General features: G+C 38.7%; 22 protein-coding genes. 8 read left to right on the top strand and 14 right to left on the bottom strand.

The annotated features are described in order from the left end of the window. Positions 1-47 precede the first annotated feature (47 nt). The 3 genes from DQ356_RS05815 (at position 48) to recG (ending at position 4,286) form a co-directional block, all read left to right on the top strand. Complete coding sequence (locus tag DQ356_RS05815; RefSeq protein ID WP_114303539.1) at positions 48-1,559, top strand: peptide MFS transporter; 1,512 nt, start codon at positions 48-50, stop codon at positions 1,557-1,559. 38 nt (positions 1,560-1,597) lie between these two features. Then, complete coding sequence (locus tag DQ356_RS05810; protein WP_114303538.1) at positions 1,598-2,131, top strand: thioredoxin family protein; 534 nt, start codon at positions 1,598-1,600, stop codon at positions 2,129-2,131. 70 nt (positions 2,132-2,201) lie between these two features. After that, the gene (recG, locus tag DQ356_RS05805) at positions 2,202-4,286 is read left to right on the top strand and encodes an ATP-dependent DNA helicase RecG (RefSeq protein ID WP_114303537.1); all 2,085 of its coding nucleotides are present in this window, start codon (positions 2,202-2,204) and stop codon (positions 4,284-4,286) included. A 111-nt stretch (positions 4,287-4,397) separates the two neighbouring features. Here recG and DQ356_RS05800 read toward each other — a convergent pair whose 3' ends face one another. From DQ356_RS05800 to dapA, 8 genes are all read right to left on the bottom strand, one after another. Then, positions 4,398-4,631, bottom strand: coding sequence for a hypothetical protein (locus DQ356_RS05800; RefSeq protein ID WP_114303536.1), 234 nt, complete (start codon positions 4,629-4,631; stop codon positions 4,398-4,400). Between the two features lie 17 nt (positions 4,632-4,648). Beyond that, positions 4,649-4,804: a lmo0937 family membrane protein gene (locus tag DQ356_RS11440; RefSeq protein ID WP_394337250.1), complete on the bottom strand. Its 156-nt coding sequence runs from the start codon at positions 4,802-4,804 to the stop codon at positions 4,649-4,651. A gap of 172 nt (positions 4,805-4,976) precedes the next feature. After that, entirely contained in the window at positions 4,977-7,205 is a 2,229-nt protein-coding gene (locus DQ356_RS05790) for a PAS domain-containing protein (protein WP_114303534.1), read from the bottom strand. A gap of 2 nt (positions 7,206-7,207) precedes the next feature. Then, on the bottom strand, positions 7,208-7,654 hold the full coding sequence (locus DQ356_RS05785; protein ID WP_114303533.1) for a response regulator: 447 nt from the start codon (positions 7,652-7,654) through the stop codon (positions 7,208-7,210). Positions 7,655-7,663: 9 nt separating this feature from the next. Next, positions 7,664-8,221 carry a helix-turn-helix domain-containing protein gene (locus DQ356_RS05780; protein WP_114303532.1) on the bottom strand — a complete coding sequence of 186 codons (558 nt, stop codon included), beginning with the start codon at positions 8,219-8,221 and terminating at the stop codon, positions 7,664-7,666. Positions 8,222-8,366: 145 nt separating this feature from the next. Further along, entirely contained in the window at positions 8,367-8,627 is a 261-nt protein-coding gene (locus tag DQ356_RS05775) for a hypothetical protein (protein ID WP_114303531.1), read from the bottom strand. Positions 8,628-8,747: 120 nt separating this feature from the next. Next, a complete protein-coding gene (locus DQ356_RS05770) occupies positions 8,748-9,242 on the bottom strand; it encodes a GNAT family N-acetyltransferase (RefSeq protein WP_114303530.1) in 495 nt (164 codons plus the stop codon). A gap of 40 nt (positions 9,243-9,282) precedes the next feature. After that, positions 9,283-10,155, bottom strand: coding sequence for a 4-hydroxy-tetrahydrodipicolinate synthase (dapA, locus tag DQ356_RS05765; RefSeq protein ID WP_114303529.1), 873 nt, complete (start codon positions 10,153-10,155; stop codon positions 9,283-9,285). 113 nt (positions 10,156-10,268) lie between these two features. On the opposite strand from dapA, the gene DQ356_RS05760 reads away from it, so the two are divergent. The 4 genes from DQ356_RS05760 to recO are packed head-to-tail and all read left to right on the top strand — an operon-like array spanning position 10,269 to position 14,940. Then, positions 10,269-11,036 (top strand): 5'-nucleotidase C-terminal domain-containing protein, encoded by a 768-nt coding sequence (locus DQ356_RS05760; protein WP_114303528.1) that lies wholly within the window; start codon positions 10,269-10,271, stop codon positions 11,034-11,036. Continuing rightward, positions 11,029-11,976, top strand: a complete 948-nt coding sequence (locus tag DQ356_RS05755; RefSeq protein ID WP_114303527.1) for a bifunctional metallophosphatase/5'-nucleotidase — start codon at positions 11,029-11,031, stop codon at positions 11,974-11,976. Before DQ356_RS05760 ends, DQ356_RS05755 begins: the two co-directional genes overlap by 8 nt. 10 nt (positions 11,977-11,986) lie before the next feature. After that, positions 11,987-14,257, top strand: a complete 2,271-nt coding sequence (porZ, locus tag DQ356_RS05750) for a type IX secretion system anionic LPS delivery protein PorZ (RefSeq protein WP_114303526.1) — start codon at positions 11,987-11,989, stop codon at positions 14,255-14,257. Continuing rightward, positions 14,257-14,940 (top strand): DNA repair protein RecO, encoded by a 684-nt coding sequence (gene recO / locus DQ356_RS05745; protein WP_114303525.1) that lies wholly within the window; start codon positions 14,257-14,259, stop codon positions 14,938-14,940. The genes porZ and recO overlap by 1 nt, the downstream gene beginning before the upstream one ends. Here the strand turns inward: recO and DQ356_RS05740 are convergent. From DQ356_RS05740 to DQ356_RS05725, 4 genes are read right to left on the bottom strand one after another with little or no spacing between them, the layout of a single operon-like run. After that, a complete protein-coding gene (locus DQ356_RS05740; RefSeq protein ID WP_114303524.1) occupies positions 14,897-16,168 on the bottom strand; it encodes a glycosyltransferase family protein in 1,272 nt (423 codons plus the stop codon). The genes recO and DQ356_RS05740 overlap by 44 nt on opposite strands. An 8-nt stretch (positions 16,169-16,176) precedes the next feature. Then, positions 16,177-16,794 carry a DUF1684 domain-containing protein gene (locus DQ356_RS05735; RefSeq protein WP_114303523.1) on the bottom strand — a complete coding sequence of 206 codons (618 nt, stop codon included), beginning with the start codon at positions 16,792-16,794 and terminating at the stop codon, positions 16,177-16,179. 3 nt (positions 16,795-16,797) lie between these two features. Beyond that, a complete protein-coding gene (locus DQ356_RS05730) occupies positions 16,798-17,187 on the bottom strand; it encodes a hypothetical protein (RefSeq protein WP_114303522.1) in 390 nt (129 codons plus the stop codon). A gap of 29 nt (positions 17,188-17,216) precedes the next feature. Further along, entirely contained in the window at positions 17,217-18,263 is a 1,047-nt protein-coding gene (locus DQ356_RS05725; protein WP_114303521.1) for an NAD(P)H-dependent glycerol-3-phosphate dehydrogenase, read from the bottom strand. A 198-nt stretch (positions 18,264-18,461) separates the two neighbouring features. Between DQ356_RS05725 and DQ356_RS05720 the strand changes: the two genes are divergently transcribed. Continuing rightward, entirely contained in the window at positions 18,462-19,451 is a 990-nt protein-coding gene (locus DQ356_RS05720; RefSeq protein WP_114303520.1) for a M23 family metallopeptidase, read from the top strand. A gap of 10 nt (positions 19,452-19,461) precedes the next feature. Here DQ356_RS05720 and DQ356_RS05715 read toward each other — a convergent pair whose 3' ends face one another. Together DQ356_RS05715 and DQ356_RS05710 are read right to left on the bottom strand one after the other, a co-directional pair. Beyond that, positions 19,462-20,463 (bottom strand): glycosyltransferase, encoded by a 1,002-nt coding sequence (locus DQ356_RS05715; RefSeq protein ID WP_114303519.1) that lies wholly within the window; start codon positions 20,461-20,463, stop codon positions 19,462-19,464. Between the two features lie 31 nt (positions 20,464-20,494). Next, a complete protein-coding gene (locus tag DQ356_RS05710) occupies positions 20,495-21,652 on the bottom strand; it encodes a THUMP domain-containing class I SAM-dependent RNA methyltransferase (RefSeq protein WP_114303518.1) in 1,158 nt (385 codons plus the stop codon). Positions 21,653-21,665 lie beyond the last annotated feature (13 nt).

The raw sequence follows: 21,665 nt of genomic DNA, 5'->3' as shown, positions 1-21,665 counted from the left end.
GTTTATTCGGTGGTTTTTTTATACTTTCGTTCAGTAAAACCGAGAAAATGGCACAAACTTTAGAACAAATCCAGAATTTTAAAGGGAAATATCCGAAACAAATCTGGCCGCTTTTCTTCTCCGAAATGTGGGAACGCTTCTGTTTCTACGGAATGCGCGGAATGCTGGTTTTTTTCATGATTTCGCAACTCAATTTAGAGGAAGAACAGGCCAATTTACAATATGGTGCCACACAAGCTTTTGTATATGCATTCACTTTTGTGGGCGGCCTATTTGCTGATAAAATCCTTGGTTTCAGGAAATCCCTTTTCTGGGGCGGATTGTTAATGATTGTCGGAAGTTTAATTCTTGCAACGGACCCTCATCGTTTCTTCTTTCTGGGAATTGCATTCACCGTAGTAGGAACAGGCTTTTTTAAACCGAATATTTCTTCCATGGTTGGCCAACTCTACAAACCCAATGACTCGAGAGCAGATGCTGGTTTTTCGCTTTTTTATGCCGGAATTAATTTAGGCGCATTATTGGGAGGATATTTATGCATCGCCATCGGAAAAGGAGAACTTTTCGGCGAAATAATTCCCGCAGGAATCCGTTGGAATGTCGCTTTTGGTTTGGCGGCGATCGTTATGGTGATCAGTTTAATCAATTTTATATTCACCCAGAAAACGCTCGGAACAATTGGCCTTCAGCCAGGACATCCGCTTTCCGATATCAAATCCGCCATCATTCCGAAATGGAAAGAATATGGTGTTTATGTGCTTTCGCTCATTTTCGTTCCGCTAATCATGATCATGGTTGCAAAAACAGAATATACCGATTATTTCATGTACACCATCGGGCCGCTAACGCTAATTTATCTGTTTTATGAAATGTCAAAAGTGACTTCCGAACAACGCAAAAAACTTTGGGCAGCGTTAATTTTTATTTTGTTTTCTATCCTGTTTTGGGGCATTTATGAACAGAGCGGAGGATCACTCAGTATTTTCGCGGCAAAAAACCTCAACAAAGATTTGTTAGGCCTTGATCCAAATGGTATTAATAATTCCGGAGGTGCATTTTTCATCATTTTTCTAGCACCATTGTTAGGTTTATTATGGATCTGGCTGAGCAAGAGAAAACTCGAACCCAACACCATTATTAAATTCGGGTTAGGTTTCGTCTTTCTCGGTTTGGGTTATTACACTTTATTTGCTACTAAATTTTTTGCCAATGCCGAAGGAATCACTTCTCTGCGGTTTTTCACCATTGCTTTACTCGTCATTACTTTCGGGGAATTATGCCTTTCTCCCATCGGTTTATCCATTATGACAAAACTTTCCACTAAAAACCTTCAGGGAATGATGATGGGATTGTGGTTTTTGGCTTCTGCTTACGGACAGTATGTCGCAGGACTTATCGGTGCCAATATGGCGACTACAAAGTCGGGAACATCCAATCTGGAAGCACTCATCAGCTATGCGGAAGGTTATAAACAACTTGCCATTTATGCCATCGTTGCGGGAATAATATTAATGCTCATCTCACCCTTAGTGAAAAAACTGATGCAGGACGTTCGTTAAACCTTTAACTTTACTGCAAAATAAGCATCCAAATCATAATGAAAAAATTACTCGTTCTCTTTTCTCTTTTTTATATTACCTCGGGATATGCACAACTAAAATGGTACACGCTGGAAGAAGCTGTGGAAGCTCAGAAAATTCAGCCTAAAAAAATTCTTATTGATTTCTATGCCGATTGGTGTGGCCCGTGTAAAATTATGGAGAAAAAAACCTACAACCATCCCGTAATTGCCAAATATCTGAATGAAAACTACTACGCCGTAAAATTTGATGCTGAAGGCAAAAAACCAATCACGCTCTATGGAAGAACTTTTGAAAATTCAGATGCTGCAAACCGGAAAAATAGAAATCCTTTGCATGACTTCACGAAATTCATGAACGTGAACGCCGTTCCCAGCATCATATTTTTGGATGAAAACACCAATCCTATTACGTTGCTTCAAGGAGCACTTACGGCGAAGGAACTGGAACCTTACCTTCCTTTTTTTGCTGAAAATGAACATCTGAAAATTAAAACCCGGGAAGAATGGGAAAATTATCAGAAGAAATTCCGATCAAATATTAAGGATTAATTTCTAGGGCTTCCAGTTTTTTGGAAGTCTTTTTTATTTTCACGAAATTCGAATAAAATTTCAACCTACATTGACTATTGAAACTCCCATAGAATTTCTGAAAAGCATCGGGCCGGAACGCGCAAAGCTGATCAAGGCGGTATTCGGGATTGCGACAGTAGAAGATTTTCTGAACTTTTTTCCGATTCGCTATCTGGACAAAAGCAAAACGTATCAAATAAAAGACCTGAAAGAAAACATGCCCGACATTCAGTTGAAAGGTAAAATAACCCACTTTCAGGAAACCGGAACCGGTCGCGGCAAAAGACTTACAGCCAAATTTCAGGACGAAACGGGAGTCATAGAACTCATCTGGTTTCAATATTCACAATGGATGAAGGAACAGCTTCCCGTGAATCGTGAACTGTATATTTTCGGGAAAGTGAATTTGTTTAATAATCAGTTTTCGTTGCCGCATCCGGAAATTGAAATTGAAGAAAAAAAAGAAAAAGAAGAACGGTTGAAACCCATTTATCCCGGTTCCGAAAAACTGACAAAAAGAGGCCTCAATCAGAAATTCTTCAGTTCAGTACTGAGAAATATCTGTCTGGAAATCCCGAATCTTCTTCATGAAAACCTTCCTGACGACTTAAGGAAATCTTTGAAACTGATGTCCCGTCGCAGCGCTTACCTCAATATTCATTTTCCCAAAAACCTCAAACATTTGCAGCATGCTGACCGAAGATTAAAGTTTGAAGAAGCTTTTTTCTTTCAACTGGGATATGGATTGAAAAAACAACACCATCAGTCTCACAATGTTGGAAATCCTTTTCCGATAGTGGGTGAATATTTCAATAATTTTTACGAAAATCACCTTCCTTTTGAGCTTACCAATGCGCAAAAAAGGGTTTTAAAAGAAATCAGAAATGACATGAAACGGCCTGTTCAAATGAACCGGCTGTTGCAGGGCGATGTGGGTTCAGGAAAAACCATGGTCGCACTTCTTTCCATGTTGATTGCGATGGATAACGGCTTTCAGGCCTGTATTATGGCACCTACCGAAATTCTTGCGCAACAGCATTATCATGGAATTTCCAAACTTCTTGAAAACACGGATATTCAGGTAAAACTGTTGACGGGTTCGACTAAAACTTCTGAAAGAAAAACCATTCATGAAGGCCTGATGAGCGGAGAATTATCTTTGTTGATCGGCACTCATGCTATTGTGGAAGAAACCGTTCAGTTTAAAAATCTGGGACTTGCCATTATTGATGAACAGCATCGTTTCGGTGTTGCGCAACGTGCCAGATTATGGATAAAAAATAAAATTCCGCCTCATGTTTTAATTATGACGGCAACGCCCATTCCCAGAACTTTGGCCATGAGTTTTTATTCAGATCTGGATGTTTCTGTAATCGATGAATTACCTGTCGGAAGAAAAGCCATCATCACGGCACACCGCAGAGAAAAAGACCGGATTTTTGTTTATAACTTCTGTCGGGACGAAATAAAAAAAGGAAGACAGATTTACTTCGTTTATCCGCTGATTGAAGAAAGTGAAACGCTGGATTATAAAAATCTTACGGAAGGATTCGCTCATATTTCTCAATATTTCAGCGGAAATACCGTCAGTATGCTTCACGGAAAAATGTTACCCGCAGAAAAAGAAATAGCCATGCAGCAATTTGCTTCCGGAGCAGTTGATATTTTAGTGGCAACTACAGTAATAGAAGTCGGCGTCAATGTTCCGAATGCTTCGGTAATGATTATTGAAAGCGCCGAACGTTTCGGGCTTTCGCAACTTCATCAGCTTCGGGGAAGAGTGGGTCGCGGTGCGGAACAGAGTTATTGTATTCTGATGACTTCCGACAAACTGACGAATGAAGCACGGAAAAGAATCAAAACCATGTGTGAAACCAACGACGGATTTAAAATTTCTGAAGTGGATATGGAATTGCGCGGACCCGGAGATATTCTGGGAACACAACAGAGTGGCGTGGTGGATTTCAAAAGACTGGATCTTCTGCAGGACAGTGAAATCATCAAAGTTTCCAAAGAAATCGTAGAAAAAATACTGTCGAAAGATCCTTTCCTGAACCATCCCGACCATGAAATGATGAAAAACTATTACACCAAAAACTACAAAGGAAAAAATAAATGGGGAAAGATCTCGTAAAAGAGCCTTTCCTATTCAAAGAGAAGCAATGAGCTCTCAACAAATGGGACATTGGGGAACGAAAAAAGCCGCTTAGCAAAATGCAAAACGGCTCATTAAATTCATTTTGAATTAGTCTCTGCTTCTTCCTCCTCTTGCAACCAGTGCGATAATCAGAATAAAAACCAAAGCGCCAATAACCCAAACCAACGGATTGGACATCCAATCACCGTCCATGCTGCCAGGCTTGTCAATATCTACATCAACGTCCAAATCAGGAGTAGTGTCTTGTGCAAAAGTCAGCACCGACAGAAAAAGAGAGTACAACGCTAACTGTGTCTTTGAAATTAAATTAAAATTTTTCATAATATTATGTATTGGTGTTATCGAATATGGTCCCGAATCAGTTTTAATAGAAGGATAATTACAGCCAAAAGAAATGTAAAATGGAAAAAACCGCCTACATCATACACTATATAACCAACAACCCAAATGATAAATAGTACTGTCGCTAAAATGTAGAAGATATTATATTTCATCATTCATGCTCTTTCCATTGCAATATTTATTGCTTATATATTTCATTTACTTTGTGTCCTATGTCATTTAAAATACTATTAAATAACGATACAAATATCAAAAACCATCGCTTCTGAGCTATTACAACATTCAGATGATTTATTTCAAAATTTGCCAGAAATGCTGTATTAGTCAGGAAAAAGCCTTAGTTTCTTCAGGAAAATAAATGGTGAAAACGGAACCTTCGCCCGGAATTCCTTTTGCACAGATGTAGCCTTTGTGGTTTTCTACAATCTTTTTGCAAATGGCAAGCCCGATTCCTGTTCCTTCAAACTCGCCTTTTCCATGCAGCCTGTGGAAAAGCTGGAAGATTTTATCAGCATATTCCTGTTCGAATCCGATACCGTTATCGGAAAAAGTAATTTTATAATAAGTACCTGGAACTGCTTTGGAAAGGAGTTTTTCAGTAGCCGATTTTACCTTTTCGGAATCTATTTTAATGTAAGGCTTAACGCCTTCTTTGCTGTATTTCAGAGAATTAGAAATTAAATTGGTGAACAACTGTTGAACTTGGAAAGGAACGACTTTCAAAACAGGCAAGTTACTGATTTCCAACTGTGCACGTTTTTCCTCTATAGGGTGATAGATTTCTTCCAAAGCATTATTCATCAGTAAATTCAGGTCACAGACTTCATAGCTTTGCTCTGCTCTCGTTGTTCGGGAGAACTGTAAAAGATCATTAATAAGCGTCCTCATTCTGCCCGATGAAAGTTGTATGCGTTCCAGATATTGTTTCCCAGAATCAGAAAGTTTATCATAATCCTTATCTGTAAGGCGCGAAATGAAGGTTTCAATTTTACGCAACGGTTCCTGAAGGTCGTGGCTCGCTACATAATTGAAAGCCTGAAGTTCCTTGTTGTTGGCTTCCAGAATTCTATTTTTTTCTCTAATGCTGAGTTTATCCAGAATTTCATCCGTCGCATCCTGAGCAATGAAAAGGTAATAATCTCCTACTTCTTTATCGCGAATTATCTTGCTGCTGACATCAATATACCGGAGCTTTCGGTCATTTTTTCTGATAATTCTAAAAGCGAACGACGTAATTTCTTTCTGAATAAAAACAGAAGAAATTTTCATTTTCACCATTTTCAGATCATTGGGATGAATATCTTCTTCGAAGGATTTTAAGAACTGCTCTTCATCGGACAACTCATGCCCGAAAAGCCGGAATAAATTGTCGGATAATATAAACCGATCTTCATCAATAAGATATTGGCAAGTCCCGAAGAATCCGATTTTTTCTGCTTCTTCAAAGGTTTCATTCGCAATACTCAGGGTTTTATTCCGCTCTCTCAGCATCCAGTTCGTGCCTTCCAACTTCAGTTGGCTTTCCACTTCACTGGTGATATCCGTGGTGATTCCGAGTAGAATTCGCTCTCCGGACGGCGACAACACTGATTCGCCAACCATCTGAAAATGCCGTAATTCGCCGTCTTTTGTAATAATACGATACCGAAATGGGATCATACTTCCCGTTTCTATCATAATTTGATATTTCGCGTCTACCCTTTTGCGGTCTTCGGGATGGATATGCTGAAAGAATTTTTCATGATCTGCCTGAAAAGCCTGTGGTTCGTATCCCAAAAGGCGATATTGATTATCCGAAAAATAATATTCCTTCGTTGTATAATCGTAAATCCAGATGCCGTAACCCCCTACTTTTTCTGCCAGTTGGGAAGTGTCTAAGGCAAGTTTAAGTTCATCGTTATTCCTTTTTTGGGTTTTCACATCTTTATTCATTTTATAAAAAGCGAAAACCAGCATTCCCAGAGAAAAAAGAGAAATAATAAAAAGATAGAATGGTGTGGATTTTTGAATATCGATCAGGGTATCTTTTCTTTGATTCAGAAGAATTTCTTCCTCTTCCAGCATCTCCCCTATTTTATCCTGAATGCTTGCCATCACATTTTTCCCTGCCAAAAGCGATTCCTTCATGGTTTCCATATCTTCCTCCCGGGATAATGAAGAAAGTGTTTTATTGACAATATTGTACTTGTAGCGGATCATCATATCCAGTGTTTGCAGATTTTCCTGCTGCACCGGATAATTTATAAAATTCTGCTTCAGCGAGTTTTCCAGAGCAGTAATTTCGATCATTTTTTCGTTAATGATTTTTCGGGCTTCTTCGTGATTTGCTCTCAGGATTACGTTTCTCCTTTCGGTTTCAATATCTTTAAGATCCGAAAAAATATGTTGCAATTTAGCTGAAATCTCATAGGATTGCTGCATCCACTCCACGGATTCTGTTTGCTTCTCCAAATGCTTGTAAGCCAATACCATGAGGAAGAACAGAAGTGCAGCCGCCACGACGAAAATAGCGGCGAGTAAAAAAGATGATTTGTCGAAAAGGATTTTTTTCATCCTTACATTCGGAGCAGGAAGTTGTCCTTATTCAGCCCGGAAGTCTGATATTGCCAATTGATGGTTACCACATCAGACAGGACTTTTTTTAATGTATTAAAATCGTTTGGTTTTTTAATATAAATATTAGCACCGTTCACGAAAGTTTCTTCAATATGTTCTTCGGAAGAAGAAGTAGAATATATAGCGATGGCGATATTTCCGAATCTGGGATTGGATTTGATTTCATGCAGGCATTCTATTCCGTTTTTCTTCGGCATATTCAGGTCCAGAAAAAGGATTTCGGGAAGTATGGAATCCTCGCTATTCAGATAGTCCATTAGTTCAGCGCCGTCGTTGTAGGTCTTCACTTTGGTGTTGATTTTCAGTTCCTCAAAAGCATCGGTGAAGAAAAGCCTGTCGTCCTCGTCATCATCAGCCAGGATGATATGCATATATTCTTTATTCATTATACATTATTATTTTTTATTTGCTATTTCTCTCCTTTTGGAAATAATTTTCTGGAATTGTGAAGGTGTGATTCCTGTTGTATTTTTAAACTGAGTACTCAGATGCGCAACGCTGGAATAGTTGAGCCTATACGCGATTTCCGTCAGAGTAAGTTTATCATTTACAATAAGTTGCTTGGAGTGTTCTATTTTCTGGAGGATAATAAAATTTTCGATAGAAGTATAGGTTACTTCCGAGAAAAGGTTGGAAAGGTATCCATAACTGTGATTCAGTTTTTCGGCCAGATAAACGGAAGCTTTCACATTGACATCTCTTTCCGAGAAAACCATATCCACGATGGTATCTTTTATCTTCTGAACGAGCGCAGATTTTTGATTTTCAATGATCTCAATTCCGTACTCATTCAATTCACCGAATAAGGCTTTCTGTTCTTCTTTTGAGATCTGATCCAGAAATTCCACTTCGCCAAAACTCAGGATTCTGTATTTTATATTTTTATCATTCAGGCGATCTTCCAACACTTTTCGGCAGATGGTATTGAAGTCAAATTTTAGGTAAATTTTCATCGATTATATGCTATTTTGTATTGTAAAGATAAATATATTTTTTTAATAAAGTGCTATGACAATTCCTGCTCACAGCAATTTCCCGTAAGAACTCTCACGGGAAACCACACAAATGATAAAAAATATAATGATGAAAAAATTGTTTTTAAATAATGGTAATGAAATAATTATTGCTCATGTCTTTCCTTATTTTCAGCAGAAATCCTCGTTTTAGGGTTTTGTATATTTTTCTGCATTTATTCTTAAGACCTTCATATTCTGCATTAAAATCATCTGAAGCGAACACCATATTTCGGATATACTTTTCATCCAGATCCAATGAATCTTCGCTATAATTCAGTTTTGTAATTCCAAACTTTTTGTTGAGTTTTATAAAATAATCTTCAAAAATAGTTACGGTATCCATTAATCTAAATTTTATTTGATGTTTTATTCGTTTTTGATGACGAAACAAATCTGCGACTAAAAAAGTGAAACTTCTTTATAAAATTATTTTTTGTTATTATACAATTATCACCGCAACTTTTTAAAGCAAAAATTCCATCAGAAAATCATCCATCACATAATGGTTTCCAATATCGAAAACCGCCTCATCATACACCTTAAATCCTTGAGTGTCATAGAAGAATTTTGCCGGATTGCGTTTGTTCACCGTCAGAATAATTCTTCTGTCATCAGATTGAGAGGCAAACTGTTTCAAAAAATCGAGAGCTCCTTTTCCATATCCATTTCCTGTACTTTCTTTCAGCAAATAAATGCGGTGAAGTTTTGTAGTCAAAGGTTCATAATGCAGTTCAAATCCCATGATTCCCACTCTATTTCCTTCGTGATTTCCAATAAAATAATACTGAAAATTTTCCATATTGAAATGCCTCTTCAGTTCTTCTTCGGAATACATTTTATTCAGCATGTAAGCAATCTGCTCTTCGGAAATAATCCCGGGATAATGTGCATTCCATGATTTCTCGGCAATTTTCCTGATGTCCGGAATGTCCTGTTCTGTCGCTTTTATTATTGTCATTTCACAAAAAAAGCAAGGTTTCATGCCTTACTTTATCATTTTATATAGATTTCATTTCCTCTTTTATTCGCTCGTGCAGTTCTTCCGAAGCAGGAATCAAAGGCAAACGAAGGTGATTTTTAACAATTCCTTTTTCTGCCAGAACCGCTTTTATTCCGCAAGGATTTCCTTCGGCAAAAATAAGGCGGGTGATTTCTACCAAACGGTTATGAATCTGATACGCTTCATTCACTTTTCCCTGAAAAGCCAGCTGTACCATCTCTGAAAATTCTTTCGGATACGCCTGCCCAATAACGGAAATTACACCATCTCCACCAGCTAAGGTAACAGGAAGTGTAAATTCATCATCACCCGAAACTAATGAAAAATGAGCAGGTTTTTTCCGGAGAATATCAAAATATTGCAAAATATTAGGAGCTGCTTCCTTGATCATAAATAAATTCGGGAATTCGTTGGCAAGTCGCAGCGTTGTAACGGCTTCAATATTTTGTCCGGTGCGTGAAGGCACGTTGTAAATAATAATTTTCTTTCCGGTTTCTGCTAAAACCTGATAATGTCTGTATAAACCTTCCTGATTGGGCTTATTATAATATGGTGACACAGAAAGTATGGCCTCAAAATCTGAAAGATCTGCCGATTCTATTTCTCTTTTTACTTCGTACGTATTGTTGCCACCAATTCCCAGCACCAACGGAAGACGTTGGTTATTGATTTTAATCACATGCTGAATAACCTGCTTTTTTTCCTCTGGGGAAAGCGTGGCAGCTTCTGCGGTAGTTCCCAAAACCACCAGAAAATTGGTTCCGTTATCTATATTAAACTCAATAAGTTTGGTTAAAGATTCAAAATCCACAGAAAGATCTTCATTAAAAGGTGTTACCAATGCGACCCCTACTCCTTTTAGTATATTCATTTTAAAAATTTATTCTTCAAAAATACTATTTTTTCTGACAACAATTTTTATGAAAATAAAAAGAAAAGTGGGCATCAAATGTTATATTTGTACGGAATATGGGAACATCAGTCATGAAATTAAAGTTTTCGCTCGCAGTATTGGCCTTGCTGGTTATTTCCGGATGCCGGACAGTTCGGCCTATGACCGCTGTTCATATTCAGGAAAACATTTCTATTAATGCTAATCTTTCCGAAGATCCGGAATTTGTAAAGGTGATTGCTCCCTACAAAAAAGAGCTGGAAAGCAAGATGAATACAAAGATTTCCTACACTTCTGTGGATCTTACGAAGCAAGGCGACAACAGCAATTTGGGAAATTTACTGGCCGATTTTACCTTGCAAGGTGCTGAAGAATGGGCGAAGAAAAATGGAAAATACAGCGTTGACGCAGCTGTCATCAATGTAGGCGGCATTCGGTCTATGATTGGCAAAGGCGATATTCTAACGAGACATATTTATGAAGTAATGCCGTTCGAAAACGAAATTGTCATCGTAAAAATGAGTGGGAAACAGTTGCAAGGACTTTACGATTATTATACTGCTACCCAAAAGAATAATCCTGTTGCTGGATTGCGTATAGAAACCGATGCGGGAAAACCCGTGAAATTTCAAATTGGAGGAAAACCTGTGGTTCTCAACCAAATATATTATATTGCCACTTCCGATTATCTTTCGACCGGAGGCGATCAAATGGATTTTTTTAAATCTGGGGAAATCATCTCTACCGGAATAAAAATGCGTGATTTATTTCTAGAAAAATTCGCAGATGTACCGCAAATTCATGCACCGACCGACATTCGTTTGATTTTTAAAAATAAACCGAACAAAAGCAATGAATAGGAAGAAATTTTTGAAAACGGCAGGAACCGGAGGTTTGGCATTGTCTTTTGCACCACAGTTTTTATGGGCAGAAAATTCCATCCTTACTTCCGCTACGGATTATAAGCTCACCATTCTTCATACCAATGACCAGCACAGCCGTATTGAACCGTTTGATGAAACGTATACGCGAAATCCCAATCAAGGTGGATTTGCGAGAAGAGCAGCACTGATTCAGCAGATAAGACAGGAAGAAAAAAATATTCTGCTTCTGGATTCGGGAGATGTGTTTCAGGGAACTCCTTACTTTAATTTTTTTGGCGGCGAACTTGAATTTAAACTCATGTCGATGATGGGATATGATGCTTCCACCATGGGAAACCACGAGTTCGACAATGGCCTGGAAGGATTTAAAAAAGCACTTCCTCAGGCAAAATTCCCATTTCTGTGTTCCAATTATGATTTTAAAAATACCCTTCTCGACGGCCTTACAAAACCTTACAAAATATTCAATAAAAACGGAATCAGAATCGGAATTTTCGGCCTAGGAATCGAACTGCAAGGGCTGGTTGGAAAAAAGCAATACGGAGAAACAATATATTTGGATCCCGTAGAAATTGCCCAACATTATACCCGTTTTCTGAAAGAAGATAAAAGATGTGACTTGGTAATTTGCTTATCTCATTTGGGATATGAGTATCCCAACCAACCTGAGAAAATATCAGACCGCATCTTAGCTTCCAAAACTGAACATCTGGATCTGATTCTCGGCGGACATACGCATACTTTCCTGAAGGAACCTCAATCGGTTCAGAATTCTTCAGGCAGAACCGTGATCATCAATCAGGTAGGATGGGCAGGACTTCTTCTTGGCCGCCTTGATTTTTTCTTCGATCATAACAAAAAAATACAGAATATTTCCTGGAGAAATCAGGTGATAGATCATCAAATTACAGCTTAAACAAAGATTTATGAAAAAAATAATTTTGTTTTCCACCTTCGTACTGGCATTAGGAATCTTCCACGGACAGTCCATTTCATCAAAAAAATGGAACGATTTATTTTCCTATAATAATGTTTTGGCGATAAAACAAACTCAGGGAGAAATAATAGCCGCTACAGAAAACGGAATTTTTTATTACCATCTTACTTCGGGGGAAATCACCAAATTGTCTAAAGCCAACGGACTTCATGAAGTGAAAATCACAGCTTTCGATTATAATCCCGCTACCAAAACCGGACTTATTGGATACAGGAACGGCTCCATGGATGTCATTACTCCAAGCGGAATTACCTATATTGTGGATATTCCCATTGCTACCGGATTTAATGGTGATAAAAGAATAAATCATATTGCCATCACCGGTGACAAAGCCGTTGTTTCTGCCAATTATGGCGTTTCTATTTTCGATTTAAAAAAGAAAGAATTTTCACAATCCGCATTCTTTGTCACAGGATCCACTTTTGAACCTGCTCTGGAAGCGGTGATGCACGATAACGTTGTGTACGCTGCTACCGCTACCGGATTAAAAACACACGAAATCAATGTCACTTTCCCCGTATACAGCAACTGGCAGACCTTAACTGCTGGCAGTTTCAAACACACGGATGTAGAAGGAATTATTGCATTCTCAACAGCAAATACAGTGTACTATGGCTCCGGAACTGCTTTTAATCAAATCCCTCAGACGTTTGCTGACATCAGCGATATCGTAGTAACAGAGCAACATATTATTGTTACGGATCAGGAAAGAATTTATGTATATACAACGGGCGGTATGGCTCAAAACAACTTGGGCGTTGGTGAAACCTGTAATACGGCAAACTACATCGGAGGACAAATTTATGCGGGCACAAAACTTTCAGGATTGGTTGACACTTCCAAAAGAAAGATAAAACCAGACGGCCCTTTTAACAACCGGGCTTACAGGCTGTATGTGAATGGCGAAAAATTATGGGTCGCTACTGGTGCCCGAGCAGATCGGTATAATGCCTCAGCACCAGATCCGCTGAATTTAGGATTTTATTATTTCAATGGAATGCAATGGGTGTATTCCTCTCATTTTCTGGACAATACCACAACTGTTTATAACGTTTTGGATGTCGTTCCCAATCCCGCAGATTTTAACGAAGTTTTTTTTGTGAATTACACAGAGAAGCCGGGACAGGGTGTTTACAAAATGAAATATGAAGATACTGGTAAAGATTTTTCTTTAACTAAATTTTATCCCACTTCCGTAAACCATTCCTTCAACCGGCCTACAGGATTGGCTTTTGACCAAAATAACGCACTTTTCGGAACGCTTACAGCTCTGCAATTACCCAACGGAAGTTTCACTTCTGGTTTAATGGTGTATGACAAGGCTGCAGATGAATTTAAAACTTCCGGGCTTATGTTGCACAATACGGTACAAAAACCGGTAATTCATGAGGGAAAAATTTGGGTTCCTTTGCCACGCACGAATGCTTTAATGATTCGCGATTATAAAAACACACCGCTCAATTTTTCCGATGACACCCAATATCCGATCATGGATCAGAACGGATTGCCTTCAAGTGCTCAGGGCACAATTTCTGTCGCATTTGATAAGAATGATGATGCCTGGATCGGAACCGATGCAGGACTTCGGATTATGAGTGATGCTTCATCGGCGTATTTAAGCGACCCAAAACTGGAATCCATCATTATTGAACAAAATGGAATTCCTGAAGAACTCTTCAGAGATAATCTCATCCATCAGATTGAAGTAGATACCGGGAATCATAAATGGGTTTCTGTAGACCGAGGCGGAGTTTATTATCTGAGCCCGAACGGAGAACGGATTATCAAACATTTCACAAAAGAAAATTCGCCACTTCCCACCAACAGTGTTACCGACATAAAAGTTGATCACAAAACTGGAAAAGTATATTTTGTGACTTTTGAAGGTATTGTCATGTACCAAAGTGATGTTGTGGATGTAAGTTCCAATTTTGGAAATGTGTTGGTGTATCCGAATCCGGTGGTTTATTCTCATTTCAAAGGACACGTGACCATCCGCGGACTGGCTGAGAAAACCAATATCCGAATTGTAGATACTGCCGGGAATCTGGTGCACCAGGCTGTGGCGAGAGGTGGATTTCATGAATGGAACCTGAATAACCAGCGGGGAAACAGAGTAGCATCCGGAGTTTATTTTGTTTTGATGACCAATGAAGATGGTACCGACAAAGCTACTGCTAAAATTGCTGTAGTAAACTGATGAAAACATACCGCGGATTTCTGCTTTCGTATGTAAAATACGGAGATGCTCATGCTGTTGTCAACTGTTTTACTGACGATGGTTTTCAAAGTTTTTTTATCAGAAATATTTTCTCAAAAAAAAGCAAACAAAGAGCCTTTTTGGCTCCGCTGAACGAAATCAGCCTGCATATTCAAATAAAATCCGGAACGGATTCGCTGAAGGAAGTTTCAAAAATGGAATTACTGAAGCATCCTGAGCTTCAACAGCAGTACAAAGCCGGAGCCGTCTTGTTTTTTACTGCAGATTTTCTGTATCAGGTTCTCAGAAATGAGCAACAAAATGAGGAAATTTATCACGAAATTTCAACCTTTCTCAAACATCTTGAAAAAGGAAATATGAATGTCCATTATATTCTTCTTACCCGATTTCTGAAGATATCCGGAATTCTTCCTTTATCAGGTAATGGCCGGTATCTGGATCCGGAAACCGGAACTTTCAGTGCTTCACAGACGCATCAGCTTTTGGATGAAGAAATTTCAGAACTTTGGAAACAAATCATCAGCGATGTCCATCCTTACGAAATAACTGTTCCTTCAGAACTACGGAAAGAATTTCTTGATAGTGTGTTCCTTTATTATCAGTTACACTTGTCAGACTTCAGGATTCCCGGTTCTCTGGAAGTTGTACAGCAACTTTTTTGATTGCCTTTTCTTCATTAATGCGAAACCATTTTTCATAAATAAAAAGCGAAATAACTGCATATTGAAACCATTCAAAATCAAGTTTGAAACGAGTATTGGCAGCATGGCCAATCATGTAAGGAACAGTGAAATTGAAAAAAACAAGTATTGAAAAATAAAAAAAACGGCGATGAAACCGAAAAAAATAGAACAATGCAAAAACTGTCACAATATTCATCCCTAGTACCATAAATTTCCGGCCGAAAAGAGCAGTGAATCCCTCATCATAATAACGAGCGGGAACATACCAAAGCAGAAATGCATTCTGAATTGCCTTTTTAAAAAAAACGGTTTCCTTTCCGTTCAGCACCCTTAATGTTTCCTTTTTGAATATCTTTTCCATCTCAAATTCGTCTACTGATTTTCTCAAACCTGAGGTGTATCTTTCGTGCTCTTCCGAAATAAGCTGTACTTCCTTTATAATATTCACCTGTGGAACAAAGCCAAAATATACATTATGCCAGAAAGGGGTTTTGGTAAGAATTATTTTATCGAAAACAATATGATTTCGGATAATCCACGGAGAATAAAATACTGAAATGGTGAATAGAATAAAAGCCAATGCTGAAAACCGGATTTTATTCCTCAAATAAAGATATAAAAGCAAAAAAATGACCATCGGAACAGCGACCACTTGCGTCAGAAAAAGTGCTGCGCTGATGAATCCCAGCAAAATAAAATCCGGACGGTAAAATTTATGCCCTATATAAATCTTAAAATACTGATACAACCAGATTAAAAAAATGGGAACAAAAATATTGGTAACCTCTGCAACATTAGAATAATAAAAATAAACCGGTGAAAAAATGAAAAAATAAGCCGTCAATACACCCGCCTTTTCTTTCCTGAAAATCCCTGAAATCCTGATGAGAAGAAATGGTATAAAAAAATAAATAATATGCTGGACAGTGACAAGCGCTTCGAAAGGAAATGCTGGAAAAGCTAACATAAACAGGCTGATAAATAACGGGTATACCGGAAGTTTATAAGCTGTAGGCCCTACATTTATAAATTCTGAATAAATACCATGCTCCACCAGATTTTTAGCAATGTGCCAGTCTTCAAAATACCCTCCGGGAAAATCAAGAGCAAAACTGTACGCTACTTTAGCCAGAAAAACAACCAGATTGAACATCATAAATGTTCGTAAATTCAGAAGTTTGTCAGGAGAAAGTTCAGGAAGTTTCATGTGTCAATTTAATGAAAATAAATATCCTCATACATGACGCCGGCCCGAACAGGCAGCGGAAGCGTATTTTCTTCGGGTACGATAGGGCAATTGTAATCATACGCATTATAAGCGCAATACGGATGATAGGATTTATTAAAATCCAAAAGAATTTCGTTCTCTTTTTCAGGAAGAGTTAAATCCAGATATTTCCCGCCACCGTAAGTCTCAGCGCCGTTGGTTTGATCCCGAAATGGTAAAAACAGATAATTTTTAAATTGCTCATCTTCCAATAAATCAACGATTTGATATACGGAAAGTACCACCTCTTTTCCATCAAGTGTAAAATAAGCTTTTCCGTATTCAATAAATTGTTTGTTTTTCCCCGAGGAAGTGGGAATAAGCATTGGTTTTGCATCCGAAGTTCGGACAAACTTTGCGTTAATACAGTATTTCAAATCTATTGGAAAGAAAGGATGCTGGCGGAAATTCTTCAGATGTTCGCCACGCAAAGGACTTTCCTTTGGATTTCGGTAAGATTCATTCAGGTTTTTCTGAAACTCACGAATGGAGGTCAACGAATTGTTTTCTCTTATTGCACAAGAAGTGAGAGAAAAAATGATTAGAAAAAAAAGGAAATTTTTCATGCCTTAGGAAATTTTAATCCGGTACACATCGGTCCGGTTTCTTTCGATTTTCGGAATATAAAATCCACCGGATTCCGGTATTTGTTCATCCAAACTAAATTGCTTACAGTCAGCAGGAAGTCCTGAAAACACGAGGGTAAACCAGAAATCTTTCATGGGTTGAACTTCTGTCCAGTACGGAAAAACGGAAATATTTTCAGCATGAATCAGCTTACTGTGATGTCCGGAAACTTCATCAATCAAAAAAGTAGTCGGCCAAATCCGAATCAGATTTCCCGGAAAAGGGTTCGCGGGATAACAAACATGGACAATTACCTGCTTTTCTTCCTGCGTTTTAGCCTGCAGTTCTTCTTTAATTTCTTTCGCAATAATGGGCTTTTTAATGGTGCTCATAGTCATGAAATTAAGACAAATTCTGAAAATCAATTCAGAATAGTGGTTAGTTTAGCGTATTGGCTTTCGGCATTCTGCTCCTCATACAAAATGGAATAAATGGTATCGATAATCGGAGTCCGAATATTTTTTTCTTTCGCTGTAGCATAAATCGAGTCGGCAGCATAGTATCCTTCTGCCACCATATTCATGGACTGAATGGCGGATTTCACGGTATAGCCTTTTCCGATAAGATTTCCAAGATTCCTGTTTCTGGAGAAAAGAGAATACGCAGTTACCAGAAGATCGCCCAGATACGCACTTTCATTCACATCGCGCGGTGCTTCGTAAATCGCTTCCAGAAAAGTCTCCATTTCGCGAATTGCATTAGAAACGAAAACGGCGGTGAAATTGTCTCCATAACCCAATCCGTTGGCAATTCCCGCTCCTATGGCATAAATATTTTTGAGAATCGCACTATATTCGTTTCCCAGAATATCTTTGCTGGAATTTACTTTTATAAAAGAGGAACTGAAAATCTCGTGAAGCGTTTTGGCAACCTCATCCTCCACTGTGGCAATGGTAACATAGGAAAGCCTTTCCATTCCAACTTCCTCGGCATGACACGGACCTGCGATCACCGCCTGATTTCGAAATCCAATTTCAAATTCTTCGCGCAGATAATGGGCCACCACATCATTCACTTTCGGAATGATTCCTTTGATGGCAGAAACAAAAATTTTTCCCGAATAGTCCACCGAAAGCTTGTCCATTGCATCAGACAAATAAATAGAAGGCGTTGCCAGAACGATGATATCACAGTTGGAAACGAGTTCATTAATATCTGCAGTAATTTTGAGATTTTTCAGGTTGAAGCTGACAGAGGTTAAATAAGTAGGATTGTGCCCGCGCAGTTCTATGGCTCCTTTCACAAATTCGTTTCGCACACACCAGTGAACCATTTTGCAGTTTTCCACCAACATTTTAACAATTGCTGTAGCAAAACTTCCACTCCCCAAAACACCGACCGCGACTTCAGATTTTTTTTTTCTGCCGGTTTCGTTGTGCCTTCCGGATTTCCCCTTTATTTCAGCCATAATGATCAAGTAAATGCTGCAAAGATAGGCAAATTTTAAACGCTTCTTTAACAGCTCTTATATGATAAAAGAGATCTTTTACACAATTATTTTAAATGCTTTCCGTTTTAAATGAGCTAAAAAGTAAAAAAATGAAAGGGCGGAAATATTTTTTATTTATTTTTACCGTCCTGAAAAAATTGAAGAGAAGCACGAATAATGAAAAAATTGTTAAGTAACAGGAAGGCCGTAGTCCTTCTTCTGAGCAGTCTGGTTATGCTGATATTTGCCCAAACTTTGCTCATCACAAAACTCTGGTTCGGAAAAGATGATAAAACTTATGAAATAAATTTGGTGAAGATCAATACACAGAAAGACAGTGTGGATTATGCCAAAATGAGAAACGATCTTCTGCTAATGGATCATACCGTTCATGATCTGAACGCATTTCTGAAAGCAAAAAAAATCTCCCACAACAGAATAGAAATACTAAAGAAAGACAGTCTTTCCAGCGCTGTTTATCTCGCAAAACAAGCCAATAGATATAGCCAGCAATTGGTGGATCTCCAACAAAAACTCATGCAGGTTCCTTTAGGACTGCCAACAACGGGTGCTATTTCGTCTAATTTCGGAAAGCGCAAAAATCCGATTCCTTACAGAACGGTTATGGCTTCAGTTTCTTCACCGAAAACAACACCGGCTCCCGCCAAACCATCCGCTAATCCACTTAAAATAAAAGAACTCAAAGTAATTTACGAAAAGGACAGCGTGGGGAAAATGGTGAAAAAGATTGTTCCCGTTTATGCTCCGGCAGATCCTAAACCTGAAACTGCGGTAATGGTTTCAAATAAAAGCAGTGCTGTAAAACCTGCTCATCAACATGTTGAAGCAGACCAGATTCAGTTTCACAAAGGAATGGATTTCGCTGTGCCTACGGGAACGGACGTCATTTGCACGGCTGCGGGAAAAGTCATTTTTGCCGGACAAAAAGGTGGTTATGGAAACTGTGTCATCGTCTCCCACGAAAACGGGCTCGCTACTTTATATGCGCATCTTTCGGATATAAAAGTGAAAACCAACCAAATGGTCACTCCCCATCAGGTGATTGGAAAATCAGGAAACAGCGGTCGTTCTACGGGTCCTCATTTACATTATGAAGTTCACAGAAATAATGTTCCAGTGAATCCGAAACTGTTTATGAATTTGTAATTTCAAATAGTTACGAACGGTGAAAATGGTGTGGAAACGCCTCTTCGGGTTTCATTTTGAGAATATTCAACAGAAACCAGGATTTCAGAAAACCATATCCGTAGGAAAATAACTGAATATAGGCCGCTATTACCGACATTCCGGCGATACTGATGTTGCGCGTTTTCCATAATGCATGAAATAGAACCACCCAGGTGTAGATTCCGTACAGCATCAGAACCAAACCTTTTTGCAGCAATAAATATTCTATAAATCCCAGAACAAAACCGATGAGAAAAAGGGAAGGAAACATGAAAGAAAGTTTCACATATTTCGGATGCCGCTGATTGAGTATAGGCCTTGCACAACCAAACTGATACACCTGCCTGGAGAATTTTCCAAAGTCTGTTCTTCGTTTGTGATACACGCCGATGTCATCAAAAAAAGCGGTGCGGAACCCCTTTTCCCAAAGCGTCATGGAAAGATCAGGATCCTCTCCTATTCTCATCTCCGAAAAACCACCTACGGTTTCGAAAGCAGATTTCCTGACACCCATATTGAAACTTCTCGGCTGAAATTTCGTCACCGATTTTTTACTCCCCCGAACTCCGCCGGTGGTAAATACCGAAGTCATGGCGTACGAAATTGCTTTTTGCATCAGATTGAATCCACGGTGTGCTTTATCTGCGCCTCCAAAGGCATCACAAGGAATTTCGGAAATATTTTTTTTGATATTGGCGATGTAATCCGTTTCCACAATCACATCCGAATCCACGAAAACTAGCCAGTCATTTTTTGCCCTTCTCGCACCATAATTTCTGGATAATCCGGGCCCGGAATTTTCTTTCCTGAAGAACTGGATGTTTAAACTTTCGTTGAAAAGCTCAACAGTAGGTCGCAGATTTATCCTGGAACCATCATCCACAACAATAATTTCAAACGCTTTGTCAGTTTGCCGGGTAAGGGAGTTCAACAGTTCGAAAAGTTCATCTTTCCGGTTATAAATAGCGATAATGATGGAAATGGTATTCAATATAACTAATTAAAAATGTAACAATTAGCGATTACTTTTCAAATTTACTTTTCTTGCTTCCCTCATACATCTCATATTGCAGAAATCTCGTTTCCAGTTTTCCGTTGTAGAGTTTTATTTTTCTGGAAGGCCTCAAACCGATTTTCTTCACCGCTTCCAAATCTGAGGAAATGAGCCAAGCTAAAGTATTGGGATAATGCGTCTTGAAAGTATCGCCGATTTTCTTGTAGAAATCATCATCATCAATGCTAATTCTCTCATCATAAGGCGGATTAAAAACGATGAGCAACGGGAAATGTTCTTTTTTACTTTCAAAGAAATTCTGTTTTTTTACTTCTATCACTTCTTCCATCTCCGCGGCTTCGATGTTGATTCGGGCAGCATTCAACATTCTTGCATCGATATCATAACCTACAATTTTTCCGGTAAATTCCTTCACTCGGTTGATACGGAATTCTTTTATTTTCTGAAACAGATCTTCGTCGTAATTGCTCCAGTTCTGAAAGGCAAATTTTTTCCTGAAAATCTGCGCCGGAAGTTCCATTGCTATCATTGCTGCTTCTATAAGAATTGTTCCGCTGCCACACATCGGGTCCAGAAAATTTCCTTTTCCGTCCCAGCCTGCAAGATGAAGCATTCCAGCAGCCAGCACTTCATTAATCGGTGCTTCGCCCTGCTCTTTCCTATAACCGCGCTTGAACAAAGGATCTCCCGATGAATCTAAAGAAATAGTAACAAAATTGCGGTCGATATGAAGATTGAATTTAATATCAGGGTTCTTTGGATCCACGTTAGGGCGTTTTCCGTATTTATCCCGGAAAAAATCAGCAATAGCATCTTTCATTTTCAGCGTCATAAACTGAGAATGGGTAAACCGCTCTGAGTGTACCGTGGCATCTATCGCGAAAGACTGATTAACATTTATGTATTGATCCCAACCGAATCTCAACAACCGGTCATAAAATTTCTGCTCGTTAAATGCTGTAAATTCATAAACGGGCACCAGAATCTTCACGGCAGTTCTTGCGGAATAATTGATCTTGTACAGAAACCCCAAATCCCCTTCGCAATTGACAGCGCGGGTTTTTATTTCCACGTTTTTGCCTCCAAGCTTTTGGATTTCTTCTGCCAAAACAGGTTCCAAGCCGAAGAAAGTTTTTATCTGTATATTGAGATTATCGGTGTTCATCCCGCAAATTTAA

The sequence above is a fragment of the Chryseobacterium lacus genome, from assembly GCF_003336205.1.
GTDB lineage: Bacteria > Bacteroidota > Bacteroidia > Flavobacteriales > Weeksellaceae > Chryseobacterium_A > Chryseobacterium_A lacus.
This window is presented reverse-complemented; position numbering and strand designations above follow the sequence as displayed.